Below are 15576 nucleotides of genomic sequence, written 5' to 3'. Positions count from 1 at the left end.
ACATACGCGGCCGGTTGACTGGCGGATTGCCGGCTTATATAGCCCCCACATTCGGTGTTGCGGCGGAAGCAAGCATGTAGAAATTCGGCAGGGCTTTTCAATCACATCTTCATGTGATGTCTATAATCATTCAAGGACAAAACATGTCATTGCTTAGCCACTGCCTAGTGCTTTGTTTTGCAGCTGTGAATTCCGGACAGCTGCCTTAGGCCTTGGGTAATAGGCCGAAAAGCGTTTGAGCAGCTGCGGATTCGGCGCCCATTATTCACCGTTCACCGCATCGTTGCTATGAGAAAAACCTACTTGCTGCTCGGCCTGCTGAGCAGTTGGGCCTACACCGCGCAGGCCCAATGCTCTGCCCCCACCGTGGCCTCCGACGGCACCGCCTCCGTGTGCAACGGCCAAGTGAGCCTGCGGACTGCCCTCGGCTCCTCCCCCGTGCGCTATGTTTCGTCGGTGCTGCGCTTCAGCTCGGAGTACAACAACGGCAGCTGGGCCGCCAACCAAGTGGTGGGCACGCCCGACGTGTATCCCCGCTACGGCGACCTGGGCGGCGCCTGGGCCAGCAGCCCCGCCGACGGCACCCGGGAGTACCTGGTGCTGCGCTTCGCCAACCCCGCCCCGGCCAAGCGCATCCTGATCTGGGAAACCTACAACCCCGGCGCCATCGATACCATCTTTGTGCGCAACCCGAATACCAACGCCTGGGTGCCCGTGTACACGCACACGGCGGCGTCGGCCGGCACCAACTCGCGCATTCTGAACGTGAACTTCCCGCAGACCGCCTTTGCGGTGCAAGACGTGCGCCTGGCCATCAACTCGGCGGCCGTATCGGGATGGAACGAGATTGACGCCGTGGCGCTGTCCAACGAATCGGCAACGTTTCAGTGGGCTTACAACGGTGCCGACCTGCCCGCTACCACCGCCGGCGCCGACGGCCCCGGTCTCTCGAACATCACCACTACCGGCGCCTACTCGGTGCGCTTGACCAACGACGCGGCCTGCACGGCTACCTCGGCGCCCTTCAACGTGGTGAGCGACGTGGCTCCGCTGCTGACGGTGACGCCCAGCAACACGACCATTTGCGCGGGCGGCTCCACCACGCTCAATGCGTCGGTGAGCAACGCCAATGCCCTGATGCCCGGCCGTGGCCTGCGCTTCGATGGCACCGACGACCAGGCCCGCGTGCCCGCCAGCGCCAGCCTCGACCTCACCACGGCCCTCACCATTGAGGCGTGGATCAACCCCACCGGCACCGGCAACAGCGTGCAAAACGTGGTCAACAAGTCGTCGGGCGTGCAAAACACGGGCTACATTTTCCCCCGCACCGACGACAACTTCAACAACCTGGTGCTGTACCTGTGGATAGGCGGCTGGCGCACCTTCCCCGTACCCTACGCCAGCCTGCGCAATGCTTGGCACCACACCGCTGCCACCTACGACGGCAGCCGGGTAAAAATTTTCATCGACGGGGTGAAAGTGCTCGACAACCCGTTGACGGGTCCGGTAGCTACCAATACCAACGCCCTCACGTTGGGCACCCAGCCCGGTTTTGGCGAGTTCTACAACGGCCAGGCCGATGAAATTCGCCTCTGGAACGTGGCCCGCTCCGAAGCCCAGATTCTGGCCGACTACAACAAAACGGTGCTGGCTACCCAGCCCGGCCTGGTAGCCTACTACCGCTTGGACGAAGGCACCGGCACAGCCTTTGTCGACCAGACGGCCAACGGCAACAATGGCACCTTGGGTGCGGCCGGCGCCGCCCCCACGTGGGTGACTTCCACGGCCCCCATTCGTCAGGGCATAGTGTATACCTGGTCGCCGGCTACGGGGCTGAGCGCCACCACCGGTGCCTCCGTCACGGCCAACCCTGCTGCCAGCACCACCTACACCGTGCGGGCCACCAACGTGAACAGCGGCTGCTTCGACGACGCTACGGCCACCGTGAACATAGGCGCCGGCTCTTTCAGCTGGACCGGCAACGTGAACACCGCCTGGAACGAGCCCGGCAACTGGGCCTGCGGCACGGTGCCCAATTTCGGCGACAACATCGTCATTCCGAACGGCATGCCGCGCTACCCCATCATCACGGGCGGCACGTTTGCGGTGCGGGACTTTGTGCTGCAAGGCGGCGCCTCGTTCACCATGAGCGACGGTTCGCTCAGCGTGCACGGCACCTTCACCAACGGCGGCAGCTTCAACCAGTCGGGCGGCACCATTAGCATGGCTGGCGCTACCATGGACGACATCGGCGGCGGCAGCAACACCGAGTTTATGAACCTGAGCCTGGGCGCCAGCGGCGCCCGCCTCGTCAACAACATCCGCGTCCACGGCCTGCTCTCCCTGGGTGGCCCCCTCGACGTGAACGGGCGCGACCTGACGCTGGTATCGGACCCGACGGGCACGGCTATGGTTTACAACAACGGCGGCGCGGTGCAGGGCTCGGCCACAGTGCAGCGCTGGATTGACCCGACCCGCAACAGCGGCCCCGGCTACCGCCACCTGAGCAGCCCCGTGGCTTCGCGCGCTACCGTGGCCGATTTGGCCGCGCCCGGCACGCCGGCCGTGGTGAACCCGGCCTACAACTCGGCCGCCAACCCGTCTTTGGTAACGCCTTTCCCCACGGTGTTCAGCTACAACGAGCAGCGCCTGACCGGCTCCGGCGCCACGGCGGCTTTCGACTACGGCTGGGAGTCGCCCGCGGCCCTGACCGACGCGCTGGTACCCGGCCGCGGCTACACCGTGAACCTGGCCCCCACCACGCTCACCTTCACTGGTCCGCTGACCACGGGAGTAGTAAGCGTGCCCCTCACGCGCGGCACCGCCGGCCTGGGCTGGAACCTGGTGGGCAACCCCTACCCGTCGCCTATCAACTGGGACCTAGTGCCGATTCCGGCCGGCATGGACGCCGCTGCCTACGTGTACCGCTCCAATGGCCCCTACACCGGCGGCTATGTGAACTACGTGAACGGAGTAGGCCCGGCCAGCGCCCACAACATTGCTATGGGCCAGGCCTTCTTCGTGCGGGCCAGCTCGGGCACGCCCACCCTCACTTTCAACAACCCGCAACGCGTAACCACGCTGCAGAACCCGGCGCTGTACCGCACCCAGGAAACCCGTCCGCTGCTGGCCCTCAGCCTGCAGGCTCCTGCCGCAGCCGGCACCGCTCCGCTTGAAGATGTGCTGTACGTGTACCAGGAAACCGGCGCTACCGTGGGTTTTGATGGCCGCTTCGACGCGCTGAAAGTGCAGCTCAACGGCGGCCAGCAGCCCACCCTTTACCAACGGGGCGCCAGCAGCAGCTTTGCCATCCAGGGCCTGCCCACCGGCAATCAGCCGTTCGACTTGCCCCTGACTGTGAATGCCCCGCAAGCCGGTACCTACACCTTCGACCCGCAGCAGCTCGTAAACTTCCCGGCCAACAGCCAGCTCTACCTGGAAGACCGCCAAACCGGTACCTGGCACGACCTGCGCCAGGGTGCCTACTCGGTTTCCCTGGCCCAGGGCCTGAGTGCCGTGCGCTTCGTGTTGCACCTCAACGCCAGCCGTCCGCTGGCGGCAGGCCAAGCGAAGCTCACCAATGCCGACCTGCACGTGTACCCGAACCCGGCCACCGGCCGCACCGTGACCGTGGCCGCCGCCGGCCTCACCGGTTCCAGCGCCGAGCTGCGCCTGGTGAATGCCCTGGGCCAAGTGGTGCGCACCGAAACCGCCCCCCTGCGCGGCCAGTTGCTGGAGCGCACCCTCGACGTGCAGCACCTGCCCGCCGGCGTGTACACGCTGCAGCTGCGCACCCAAGCCGGCACCCTCACCCGCAAACTTATTCTGAACTAGTCCGCCTCATGTTCTCGAAACTCCCCCACTTGCTGACTGCGCTGGGCGTACTGCTGCTGCTGAAGACCTCGCCCGCCGCTGCCCAGGACCCCGGTTCGGGCGGCCCCTTGCCCGGCTCGCCCACGGCCGTCCCCATCGACGGCGGCGCCTCGCTGCTGCTGGCCGGCGGCGCGGCCTACGCCCTGCGGCGCCTACGCCAGCGCCGCGCCTGACTGACCTATTACCGTACTAAGCGCTTCGATTAAAGCCCCAATAGAAAACGGCCACCTGCTTTGGGTGGCCGTTTTCTGTTTGGTATGCTTAGCACTTGGATGAACGAAGGGTCCGTTTCACACAGAAAAAAACCTCGCTTCTAAATCAGAAACGAGGTTTTCAGCAGAGGGGATGGGATTCGAACCCACGATGAGCTTTTGACCCATACACACTTTCCAGGCGTGCTCCTTCGACCACTCGGACACCCCTCTGGATGCGGAAAGCTGCGCAAAGTAACGCCTACTTTCCCAGAATCACAACATCAAAAGCGCAGACTGGCGGGTGTGGGCTGGCTCAGCGAGATTTCGCCGCGCAGGTCGGTAGCCAGCATCCGGGCGGTGGCAGCGGCGTCGCGGCCGAGGCCGAGGACGAACATGAGCTTGGTAATGGCCGCTTCGGTGGTAATGTCTTCGCCGCCGATGATGCCCAGTTCCGCAAAGTAGGCGCTGGTTTCGTACTGCCCCTGTATCACGCGGCCTTCCTCGCACTGGCTCACGTTGAGCAGGTGCACGCCGCGGTCGTGGGCATCGCGCAGGGCTTGCAGAAACCACGGCGCGGTAGGCGCATTGCCCGAGCCGTAGGTTTCGAGCACGCAGCCGCGCAGGCCGTCGAGCTCCAGCACCGTGCGCAGCACCCGCTCCGTAATGCCGGGAAATAGCTTGAGCACCGCCACGTTTTCCTCCATCCGTTGATGCGCCTGGAGCGGGCCGCCGGGCAGTAGCCGGATCAGGTCGTCCTGGTACTCCAGCTCGATGCCGGCGCGGGCCAGCGGCGGGTAGTTTTCGCTCTTGAAGGCGTTGAAATGCTGGCTTTCAACCTTCTTGGCGCGGTTGCCGCGAATGAGCACGTCGCTGAAGAAGATGCAGACTTCGGGCACGCGCACGGTGCCGGCGCGGGGGTGCCGGGCGGCCGCAATTTCCAGGGCCGTCACGAGGTTGCGGCGCGCATCGGTGCGAATGCGGCCCATGGGCACCTGTGCGCCGGTGAATACCACGGGCTTGCCCAAGTTTTCCAGCAGGTAGCTCAGGGCTGCCGCCGAGTAGGCCATGGTATCGGTGCCGTGGAGCACCACAAAGCCGTCGTAGTGGGCGTAGTGCTCGGCCACGAGGGCGGCAATCTGCAGCCAGGCGTCGGGCGTCACGTTGCTGGAGTCGATGGGCTCGGGCAGGCTGAGCACCGAGATGCGCATGTTGAGCTGGCGCAGCTCGGGCATCTTTTTCCGGATCTGGTCGAAGCGCATGGGAGCCAGTTCGCCGCGCTTGTTGTAGGCCATGCCCACCGTGCCGCCGGTATAAATCATGAGCACCGAGGCTTCCGGCTGCCCGCCGCGGGTACTGGCTTTGATGTCGATAAGCGGCGTGGGTTCCATGCAACGAGAAACGGGAAAATGACGACGGCCCATATGCGGCCTGCACGGCCGGCCCGCAGGACGACCGGCGAATTACAGCTTGAACAGCTCTTTGGCGTTGCGGGTGGTGGCTTCGGCCACTTCTTCCACGTCTTTTTGCAGCAGTTCGGCCACGCGGTGGGCTATCAGGGGCAAGTAGCTGGGCTCGTTGCGCTTGCCGCGGTGCGGCACGGGCGCGAGGTACGGGCAGTCGGTTTCGAGCAGCAGGTGCTCGAGACCGAGGCTGGGCAGCACTTTGTCGGAGCCGCCGTTTTTGAACGTGGCCACGCCGCCGATGCCGAGCTTAAACCCCAGCTTGATGGCGCGCTCGGCTTCTTCGGGCGTGCCCGAAAAGCAATGGAACACGCCGCGCAGCGTGCCGTCCTGGGCTTGTTCCACGAGGTCGGCGGTTTCCTGAAAGGCGTCGCGGGTGTGCAGCACAATGGGCAGTTGGTACTGCTTGGCCAGGCTCAGCTGCACGCGCAAAGCTTCCTGCTGGCGGGCCAAGGTGGTTTTGTCCCAATACAGATCGATGCCGCACTCCCCCACCGCCGCAAACGGCCGCTTGCTCAGCCAGTCTTCCACCAGGTACAGTTCCCGCTCGAAATCCTTGAGCACGTGGCACGGGTGCAGCCCCATCATGGCGAAGCACTGCTGCGGGTGTTGCGCCTCGGTTTCCAGCATGGCGTCGATGCTGGTGTGGTCGATGTTGGGCATCACGATGGTGGTGACGCCCGCCAGGACCGCCCGCTCCAGGGCATCGTCGCGGTCGGGCTTAAACTGCTCGGCGTAGATGTGGGCGTGCGAATCGGTGAGAAGCATAGCGGAAAAAGGAATTTCAACTGCAAAGAAAGCACGCTGGCCGGCTCCCGGCCCTCAGCGCCGGTACAGGCGCCCTTTCCAATCGAAAGGGCGGCGCAGCAGGCGGAACCCGGCCAAGCTGGTGGTTAAGACGAGGGTGTAGATTTCAAACAACGGCAGCAGGCGCAGCGGCGGAGCCAGACCAACGCGGCGAAAGACCGTGAACGTAAGCAGCCCCTGCACCAGCACCTTGCCCGCCAACAACACCAGCGCCGTCGAAACGCCCCACGTCCAGCCCGCTACCACAAGTGCCGGGTAAAAACTGCCGTACAGCATTAGTCCGACCTGGATAAACCACGGCAGGGCTTCTACCCCGCGCAGCCAGCGGCGGCGCTGGTGCAACAACTTGCTCCACGAGGCCACCGGCAACGACTCGGCCAGCACTTCGGTCTCAAACACATTTACCCAACCAAAACCCTTGCGCAGCACCGCCCGAAACAGCTCGTAGTCTTCGGTGACGGAAAACGGCAGGTTTTCGTAGCCGCCGGTGGCCTGGTAGGCCGCACGGGTAATAAGCATGTTGTTGCCCATGGCCGTAACGGGCTGCCCGCGGTCGGAAACTACCTGCACCAGCGCCAACGACACCAGCCAATCGAGCCCCTGAAGCTGATCGAACAGGCGCGGGCCGTGCACGACGGTAAGGCCCGTGACGGTGCCGCGGCCGGGGGTGGCGTGGCGCAGCAGGCCCTGTACCCAGGTTGTGGGCAGGCTGATGTCGGCGTCGGTGATGAAGAAGTAGTCGGTGGTGGCGGCGCGGGCCAGGTGGGCCAGCACGTTGGCTTTACCACGCGCTTCGCCAAGAGTATCGGTAATCGGCAGAATGCGGAATGCGCCTGCGAAACCTTGCATGGCGGCGGTAGCTACAGCAGCGGTGCGGTCGGTGCTGGCGTCGTCGCCGAGGAGCACTTCGAGCTTTTCGGGCGGGTAGTTCAGCGCCCGAATGCTGCGCAGGCAGCGGGCAATGGCAGCTTCTTCGTTGCGGGCCGCAATGAGGATACTCACGCGAGGCAGCGGCGTGGGTAGCGGCTGCCGTGCGGGCGCTTTGCGGAAGGCAAACAGCAGCCAGGAACCCAGCAAAATGGCAAACCAGCCAACGAAATACGCACTCAGCAGGCCGCTCAGCATGGGTTACAGAGTGGCAAACCGGTACCCCTGTTCAGTTAGCGCAGCGAGGTAGCGCGGCAACACGTAGCGCAGGTTGCGGCTCGCCTTGAGGCTGTCGTGAAAGACCACCACCGAGCCGGGCCGCGTGAGGCGCAGCGCGTCGCGCAGGCACTTATCGGGGGCGTAGGTGCCGTCGTAGTCGCAGGTGAGCAGGTCCCACATGACGATGCGGTAGTCGGGCCCCAGTGTGCGGTTGAGGCCGGGGGTAATGCGGCCGTAGGGTGGGCGGAAAAACCGCGGGGCATCGGGTTGCAGCACGTCGAGCACCTGCTGGCAACGGGCAATATCGGCCAGGTAGCGCCCGCGCTCCGTCGACCAGCCGCTGAGGTGGTGCTGGGTGTGGTTGCCAAGCTGGTGACCGGCCGCCAGGGCTTGCCAGGCAATATCGGGGTGCCGCTCCAGGTTGTCGCCAACGCAGAAAAACAAAGCTTTGGCGTCGTATTCGGCCAGCTGCTCCAGCACCCAGGGCGTTTCTTCAGGAATGGGGCCGTCGTCGAAAGTGAGGTACACCGTGCGCTCGGCGGCAGGCAGCTGCCAGATGGTGTCGGGCAGCCAGCGGTGCATGGCTTCGGGCAGACGGTGGAGGCGCAAGGCGGGAAAATTCGGGTGGCTGGGAAGCACGAAGGTACGGCCACCCGAGTAGACCAGCGCACACGTCGGCTTCCTGCCTATATTAGGCCCGGAAAGCAACTGTCGGCGCGCATCAACAGCAGAGGTTTCGGAGGGCCAATAAATAGCACAGACCACGCCTTGCTCTCATTAATAACAGGGCAAAATCTTTTGATAAGCGAGCTTACTAAATAAGTAACCCGACTTACTTCCCTCCTAAAACGGCTTCAATACTGCCCCACAGCTGCTCGGCGCTGGCATCCCACGAAAACCGCTGCGCGTTTTTCAGTCCCTGCGCTACCAATTGGGCCCGCAGGCCGGCATCCGCATCGAGGCGTGTGAGGGCAGCGGACAGCTCTTCCACCGAAAACGGATTGGCCAGTAGCGCCCCGCCTACCCCGGCCACTTCGGGCATGGAGCTGCGGTCGGACGTCAGCACCGGGCAGCCGCTTTGCTGGGCCTCCACTATCGGAATGCCGAAGCCTTCGAAGTAGGGCACATAGGCGCAGGCACGGGCGGCGGCGTAGAGTTGCACCAGTTCTTCGTCGGAGACGCGGCCAGTGAGCTGCACAGCGGGCTGGTGCTGCATCTGCTGGTACACGTCGAAAATGGGCCCGGCTTTCCAGGCTTTGCGGCCCACGATGAGTAGTTGGGTATCAGAGCCGGTTTGCTGCTTGAACTGGTCGAAGGCACAGAGCAGGTTCGTGAGGTTTTTGCGCGGCTGCAGCGCGCCCACGAACAGGATGTAGGGCCGGCCGCCGCTGAAACGCTGCCGCACCGCCTCTTGAGCGGCTTCGGGCAGGGGCTGAAAGCGGGCATCGGCAGCGTTGTACACCACGTCGATGCGCTTGGGTTTGATGCCGTAGGTGCGTACCAAATCCTGCTTTGTGGCCTCGGAAACGGCTACGAGGCGCTGCGAGGCGCGGGCAAAGCGCGGGGCGAAGAAGTGGTAGTACTTGCGCTGAATCAACCCCACGTCCTGCGGAAAATGCTCGAAGGCGAGGTCGTGCATGACGGTGACGCGCGGCACCGCCGTGGCCAGCGTGGTGAAGCCGTCGGTGCTCAGAAAGGCGTCGGGCCGGTGGCGGCGCAGCCACAGCGCCACGGCCCCCTCGAACCAGGCCACGAACAGAAACGGGTGACGGGCCGGCGGAAACAGCACGTGCGGCACCACGTTGGGCGCGAAGAGGTACTGCGCGTCGAACGGCCGGTCGAAGAGGAAATGAAACGTGTGTTCGGGGTGGCGGCGCACCATCCGAATCAGCGTCTCGTAGGTGAAGCGCCCGATGCCTTCGAGCTGGCCGCCGGGCAGCAGAAAGCGGACGTTGACGGCAATATGCAAAGTGCTATTATGCTAATGTGGGAAATGTGCTGATGTAGATAATGTGCTCAAGAATGGCCTATCCTCAACAAAAACCTCAACGGGAAATGTCGTTACCTAACCGCTCTGGCGCTGCCCGAGCCAATTACGAGCCGATTAGCCGCCGCGCTTCAGCAAGGGGCGTAGTTCGCTCACGCGCACCACTCGCGTGATGAAGAGCAGCGCCACAAACACCAGCCCGGCTACAATGCTTTCGGCCAGCCACGGCAGCTGCCAGTACCGCTGCAGGCTGTACCACACGGCGCACAGCCCACCAAAGCTGAGCGTGAGCTGGCCCAGCAGCGCCCACGGCACGGCCACCCCCGCCCGCCGGTACACCAGCGTCACGTAGCCCACCGATACCAAAACGGCACAGATCAAGGTATTAACCGCCCCGGCCACGGCGCCGTAGCGCGGCAGCAATACAAAATTTAGCCCCACGTTCAGGGCAATGCTCAGGGCCACCAGCCAGCTCACCGGCCGCTCAAACGAGGTGCTGGTGAGCAAGGTACTGTAGATGGCAAAAAAGGCGTGCACAAGCACGTTGACAAACAAAATGCGCAGGCAAAGCGTCATGCGGGCCAGCTCTTCGGGGCTGCTGTGCTTGAACTGCCAGAACAGCACTTCGCCCCGAAACAGCACGAAGGCGCAGATGATGAGCAATGGCACGGTGGCCACGCGCTGCCCAAACCACAGCAGGTCGCGCTGCTCGTCTTTGCGGTGCAGGGCGTGGGCAAACTTGGCAAAAAACAGCGGCAGCACCGTCCAGAGGTACATCATCACGGCATCGACCCAGCGGTAGGCGCCGGCGTAGTAGCCGGCTTCCTGCGGCGAGGCCAGCCGCTCCAGCATTACCATGTCGATCCGCTCGTTCAGGCCGTAGAGCAAGGTAATAAGGGCAAAGGGGAGGCTGCCGCGCAGCACTTCGCCGGCCTGCTGCCGGTTCAGGCGCCACGGCACCCGGCCAAATAGCCGCGCCACCAGCGCGTAGAGCAGCACAAAGGTGAAAGCCGAAGCCACCGTGCGCGCCCCGATGTAGTTGGTGAGCGTGATGCCAACCGGCAACAGCGCCACCACCAAGCCCAGCAACAGCGCTTTTTCGAACACCGACAGCCAGGCATCGGTATTGAAATGCTGGTGCGCCTGCACGGCGCCGCGCAAGAACTGCGCGTATTGGGTGAGCAGCAGCCCGCCGCCCACCAGCGCCAGCAGCGTCAGCGTGTAGCCGCGGTAGCCGATGACCCAGCCCACGGCCAGCATCACGCCCAGAAACACCACGCTCAGCACCCCGCGCAGGGGCAGCACCGTGGGAAAGTACTCGGGCAGAAAGCTGGGCTCGGCGGCCACGCGCTTGGTGGTGTGCTGCGTCAGGCCCAGGTCCGACACCGAGGCCAGCACCAGCGTGAGGGCATACAGCGCCGTGAAGGTGCCGAAAGCCGCGTGGCCCAGGCGGTCCTGCACCAGGTTTTCGACCACCACCCAGCCCGGCTTGATGAGCAGGTTGAGCAGCACCGCGAGGCTGATATTTCCAAAGAAGCGTTTGATGCGGGCGAAAATCTGAGGTGGGCCGCAAAACTACCAAAAAGGCCGGCGTCAGCGGTTTTTATGGTAACTTTGTCTGGTCGGCGCGTGGGGTTTTGCCCCGTGCCGGCCCGTTTCCTACTACTTGCTTTTGCATGTCCGCTCGCCCCTACTCGGTACTTAGCCTTTGGCCCATTGTTCAGCGCTGGAAAAATTTGGTACTAGCCGCCGTGGCGCTGGCCGCCGTGGTAAGTGCCGTGGTGGCGCTGCTGCTGCCCAATATTTATAAGTCGACGTCGGTTTTCTACCCCACCAACCCGCAAACCACCGACCCCGACCGCTTTGTGACGGCCGAAGGCAACAAGCTGGAGCTGGGCGGCCGGGCCGAGGACATCGACCGCGTGCTGACCATCGGTACGTCCATGCCGGCGGCCGAGTACATCATCAAGAAGCACCACCTGCACAAGCACTACAAAGTGGGCGACCCGGGCGTGGAAGAAGCCGACCAAGCCGCCCTCGACGAGTTCAACGCCAACCTCGACATCGTGCACAACGAGCGCGACGCCATTGAGCTGACGTTTCAGGACAAGGACAAGCAGCTGGCCGCCAAAATTGCCAACGACCTTGTAGCTGTTATCGACTCGCTTAACCAGCAGCTGACGCTGGAAAACCGCCGCCGCGTGCTCGACCTCTACCGCGACCGATACACATTTCTGAACCGCGAATACAGCGTGACGCGCCAGAACCTGATTGCCGGCCGCCGCCGCTACGGCGTGTTTGGCATGGACCGCGAATCGCGCTTCCTGGCCAAGGAGATTGTGGAAACTGAATCGGCCCTGCGCCGCGCCGAAGGCGAAGGCAACAGCGCCAAAGCCGCCGGCCTGCGCCGCGCCCTCAAAGCCCTCACCACCGCCGACGGCGGCAACCTGCTCAACCTCGAAAGCTACGTGCAGGGCACCGACTCGATGAGCACCCTCTACGCCCGCTTCAACGATTTGCAGGGCCGCCTGATTGGCGCCAAATCGGCCTATGAATCGGCGGATCTGGCTTTGAAAGGCCGCATTTCCTCGATTTACGTGGTGCAGAAAGCCCTGCCGGCCACCCGCAAGGCCAAGCCCATCCGCTGGCTCATTGTGGTGTCGTCGGTGGTCATCACCTTCGCCCTGTCGGTTATCGTCATCACGCTGCTGGAGCTGTACCGCCGCAACGCCGACCGGTTTCAGGTAGCGCAGCCTGCCTAAATGAACGCGTTGCTCGCCCGTTTGTGGCCGCAGGACACCGCCCAGCGCGTGTTTGTGGCCTTTGTGCTGCTGCTGCTGGCCGGCGGTGCCACGGCCCTGCTGGCCGACAGCCCGCTGGGTTTTGCGCCCGCGCTGGCCGCCGTGGGCGTGGGCGTGTTGGTGGTCGATTGGCGGTGGGTGTATTACCTGCTGCTGACCACGCTGGCGTTTTCGCGCGAGTTTCCGTTGCCCGGCGGCCTGAGCCTCGATGTGCCGTCGGAGCCGCTGATGCTGGTGGTATTGGGCTGCTTGCTCGTCAGCCTCCTTACCGGGCGCACCGCCCTCACACGGCGCGAGCTGACGCATCCGCTGGTGCTGGTGCTGGGCCTGATGCTGCTCTGGGCCGTGGTGTCGACGCTGTTTTCGGTCGATACGGGCAAATCGGTGAAGTACCTGCTGGCCAAAAGCTGGTACATCGGGCCGTTTCTGTTCGTGACGCTGCTGCTGCTGCGTCGCCCCGCCGATGTGTGGAAAATTGCTGCCTGCCACGCCCTTGGCGCCTCCTGCACCGTGTTCTATACGGCCGTGCGCCACGCCGGCAAGGGCTTTTCGTTCGACAGCATCAACCACGCCCTCACGCCGTTTTACATCAATCACGTGATATACGCCACGGTGCTGGCGTTGCTGCTGCCCTACGCGTGGTACGCGGCCAAATCGAGTCACGGTGCGGCGCGCATGGCTTGGCGGGCGGCTATGGTGGTGATGCTGTTCGGCTTGTTCACGTCGTACACCCGCGCGTCCATCCTCTCCTTGCCCGTTGCCGGGCTGTTCTACCTGGTTATGCGCCTGCGCCTCACGCGTTGGGTGCTCATCGGGGCGGTAGCGGGCATGGTGGGCGGCGCGCTGTACTTCGTGCAGGAAAACAACTTCATGCTCTACGCCCCGAACTTCGAGAAGACGATTTTCAACGGCAACAACTTCGAGAAGCACCTAGAGGCTACCTACAAGCTGGAAGACGTGTCGGGCATGGAACGGGTGTACCGCTGGGTGGCCGCCGTGCGCATGCTGGCCGACAAGCCCCTGACCGGCAGCGGTCCGGCCACGTTCTACCCCGAGTACAAACGCTACACGGTCAAGAGCTTCCGTACCTACGTGAGCGACAACCCCGAACACTCTACCACCCACAACTATTTCCTGCTGCAGCTAGCCGAGCAGGGCTTCCCCGGCTTCGCGCTGTTTGTGTTGCTGCTCTCGGTGACGCTGCTTTTTGCCGAAACCCTCTACCACCGCACCGCTGCCCGCCCCGAGTTGCGCCGCGTGACGCTGGCCGCCAGCTTGTCGTTGGTCGTCATCATCTTTCACCTGCTGCTCAACGAGTTGATCGAAGTCGACAAAATCGGCTCGTTCTTCTTCATCGGCCTAGCCGTGCTCATTCGGATAGAAGGCTGGCTGGGCGACGAATCCGCCGCAGCGGCCAGCTAATCGGCCTCGGTCGTGGCTTGCGCATATTCTGCAGCATTGCGCTGCATTTGCGCAAGGTGCCGTTGGGCGTGCTTGGCCAGAAAATACACGTATTCATACACGTCTATTTTCCCCAGGTTATTTACTGTCATGGTAGTGCGGTAGAGCACGCCTTCGCCGTTAGGCAGCCGATCGAGTACGTCTAGGCACTGCCGGAGCTGTTGCTTAAGCTGCTCGCGCACTTCCTGGCCGCTTTTGTTGCCGCGCGGCTCCATGTGTTCGGGTCGCATCCAGCCGAACGAGCCAAACAAGCCGACTTCATCCAGCTTGCCGTACTGAAACGAGTGAGCTGCCAGTTCTTGTGCCAAGTCAAGCCCGGAGGTGTTATTCAGGGCTTTCTGGGCACCTTTCTCAATCAGAATCAGGAGGTAGTGGTTGGTCAGCGCGGTGTGTTCCAGTATCTGGTCGACCGTCCAACCACCGCGGGTCGGCACAAACGCCCGCAGCGGAGCGGACTGGTCGAACCACGCATCCAACTCCGCAAAGGCCGTTTCGAGCTGCTGGCGAATGTGCACAATGAGCAACCCAATAGACTCGTTCCCGGCACCCATCACTTAAACCGGCAGCTCAGAATGGTGATGTCGTCGGCAAAGTGGGTGCCTTTGGCGTTGAAGTGCTCGATGCGCTGCAGCAGAGACTCGTGCACTTTGGGCAGCGGTACGTAGCGCATTTCCTGCAGCGCCGCCAGCAAGCCTTCTTCGCCAAACTCATTGCCGTGCTGGTCAAACACTTCGGTCAGGCCGTCGGTGTACGTCAGCAGCATGGTACGGGCGGGTACCGTCAGTTCCCCTACCTGCAGTTTGGGCAGTTCCTCCATCACCCCCAGCATGATGGAGCCCGTTTTGAGCAATTGCACGGGGCCGCAGTCGGGCAGCAGCATGGGGTCGTTGTGGCCGGCATTCACAAACTCTAGGTGGCGGGTGCTGCGGTTGTAGATGCCGAAGAACGCGGTGATGAACCGGTCGCCGCCGGAGTTGCGGAAAATCAGGTGGTTCAACTCCCGCACGATGGTGGCCAGGTCGGCCTTTTGGCGCAGCAGCGTACGTAGCCCGGCCTGGAAGTTCGACATCAGCAGCGAGGCGCCCACGCCCTTGCCCGACACGTCGGCGGCGCAGAACAGGAACCGCTCCTTGTCGATGTCGACCACGTCGTAGAAGTCGCCGCCCACGGCCGTGTGCGGAATGTAGGTGGCGTGCACCACGGCGCTGGCGTCGCTGGGTAGCTTGCCCGGAAACAGCATGGCCTGCACTTCCTGGGCAATTTCGATTTCCTTGCGCACCGCCGCGGCCTGCACCTGCTGGCGCACCAGCCCGCGCGAGGCCACAGCGCCCAGCAGAATCTGGCTCAGCGAATCAATAAAGCTGACGGCCTCCTGCCGGGCCTCGGCCGTGGCCGTGTAGTTCGGGCTGAACTGCCCCACGAACACGAGGCCCAGCAGCTGGTCGCCTTCGTAGGCGGGCATCACGTTTTCAAAGGCCTGCCAGGGCTTGCCCAGCTCCAGATCGACCACCGACGCGGCGTGCTCGGGCGGAAACCGCTGCAGCTGCTCGGGCAACGGCACCGAGAGAAAGTCGGGCATTTTGGGGCCGAAAGCCGTGGCGCAGCGCCATTCGTCGCCGTCGCGCACGTACACGGCCAGCTGCCGCACGCCCAGCTGGCCCAGCAGCGTAAACTGGAAGATCTTGTAGATGTTCTCGTCGTTGGGCTCCTCGTTCACGGCCCGCGTTACTTCGAGCAGGGCCGCCAATTCGCGCTCCTTCAGCTTGAGCAGCAGGTATTCTTCGCGGGAGATAGTGACGAACGGCTGGGTATCGGGCATGGGAACGGCAGACGGCATACAAGCCAAA

Annotated in this window: 12 protein-coding genes and 1 tRNA gene; 4 read left to right on the top strand and 9 right to left on the bottom strand. The window is 63.5% G+C overall.

The window, feature by feature from the left end:
* Positions 1–288: 288 nt before the first annotated feature.
* The gene (locus F0P96_RS01665; protein ID WP_151077003.1) at positions 289–3834 is read left to right on the top strand and encodes a LamG-like jellyroll fold domain-containing protein; all 3546 of its coding nucleotides are present in this window, start codon (positions 289–291) and stop codon (positions 3832–3834) included.
* An 8-nt stretch (positions 3835–3842) separates the two neighbouring features.
* Complete coding sequence (locus F0P96_RS01660) at positions 3843–4046, top strand: PID-CTERM protein-sorting domain-containing protein (RefSeq protein ID WP_151077002.1); 204 nt, start codon at positions 3843–3845, stop codon at positions 4044–4046.
* 164 nt (positions 4047–4210) lie between these two features.
* Here F0P96_RS01660 and F0P96_RS01655 read toward each other — a convergent pair.
* The 7 genes from F0P96_RS01655 to F0P96_RS01625 form a co-directional block, all read right to left on the bottom strand.
* Positions 4211–4298: transfer RNA gene (locus F0P96_RS01655), tRNA-Ser, on the bottom strand.
* Between the two features lie 50 nt (positions 4299–4348).
* On the bottom strand, positions 4349–5455 hold the full coding sequence (locus tag F0P96_RS01650; protein WP_167291137.1) for an asparaginase: 1107 nt from the start codon (positions 5453–5455) through the stop codon (positions 4349–4351).
* Between the two features lie 72 nt (positions 5456–5527).
* On the bottom strand, positions 5528–6295 hold the full coding sequence (locus F0P96_RS01645) for a TatD family hydrolase (RefSeq protein WP_151077001.1): 768 nt from the start codon (positions 6293–6295) through the stop codon (positions 5528–5530).
* Between the two features lie 54 nt (positions 6296–6349).
* Entirely contained in the window at positions 6350–7459 is a 1110-nt protein-coding gene (locus tag F0P96_RS01640) for a glycosyltransferase (protein WP_151077000.1), read from the bottom strand.
* A 3-nt stretch (positions 7460–7462) separates the two neighbouring features.
* Complete coding sequence (locus F0P96_RS01635; RefSeq protein WP_235917346.1) at positions 7463–8089, bottom strand: polysaccharide deacetylase family protein; 627 nt, start codon at positions 8087–8089, stop codon at positions 7463–7465.
* 223 nt (positions 8090–8312) lie between these two features.
* The gene (locus F0P96_RS01630) at positions 8313–9449 is read right to left on the bottom strand and encodes a glycosyltransferase family 4 protein (protein ID WP_151076999.1); all 1137 of its coding nucleotides are present in this window, start codon (positions 9447–9449) and stop codon (positions 8313–8315) included.
* A 135-nt stretch (positions 9450–9584) separates the two neighbouring features.
* Positions 9585–10979: an oligosaccharide flippase family protein gene (locus F0P96_RS01625; RefSeq protein ID WP_151076998.1), complete on the bottom strand. Its 1395-nt coding sequence runs from the start codon at positions 10977–10979 to the stop codon at positions 9585–9587.
* A gap of 164 nt (positions 10980–11143) precedes the next feature.
* Here F0P96_RS01625 and F0P96_RS01620 point away from each other — a divergent pair, with 164 nt between their 5' ends.
* Both F0P96_RS01620 and F0P96_RS01615 read left to right on the top strand, forming a co-directional pair.
* Positions 11144–12229, top strand: a complete 1086-nt coding sequence (locus F0P96_RS01620; RefSeq protein ID WP_151076997.1) for a GumC domain-containing protein — start codon at positions 11144–11146, stop codon at positions 12227–12229.
* The gene (locus F0P96_RS01615; protein WP_151076996.1) at positions 12230–13690 is read left to right on the top strand and encodes an O-antigen ligase family protein; all 1461 of its coding nucleotides are present in this window, start codon (positions 12230–12232) and stop codon (positions 13688–13690) included. It abuts the gene before it with no gap.
* Here F0P96_RS01615 and F0P96_RS01610 read toward each other — a convergent pair.
* Together F0P96_RS01610 and F0P96_RS01605 are read right to left on the bottom strand one after the other, a co-directional pair.
* Positions 13687–14280, bottom strand: a complete 594-nt coding sequence (locus F0P96_RS01610) for a DinB family protein (protein ID WP_151076995.1) — start codon at positions 14278–14280, stop codon at positions 13687–13689. The two genes, F0P96_RS01615 and F0P96_RS01610, sit on opposite strands and share 4 nt — an antisense overlap.
* Positions 14280–15566: a PP2C family protein-serine/threonine phosphatase gene (locus F0P96_RS01605; RefSeq protein WP_235917345.1), complete on the bottom strand. Its 1287-nt coding sequence runs from the start codon at positions 15564–15566 to the stop codon at positions 14280–14282. Before F0P96_RS01605 ends, F0P96_RS01610 begins: the two co-directional genes overlap by 1 nt.
* Positions 15567–15576 lie beyond the last annotated feature (10 nt).

This window comes from Hymenobacter busanensis, assembly GCF_008727865.1.
Classification (GTDB): domain Bacteria; phylum Bacteroidota; class Bacteroidia; order Cytophagales; family Hymenobacteraceae; genus Solirubrum; species Solirubrum busanense.
The sequence above is the reverse complement of the archived record's forward strand: the minus strand, read 5'-3'. Positions and strand labels throughout refer to the sequence as shown.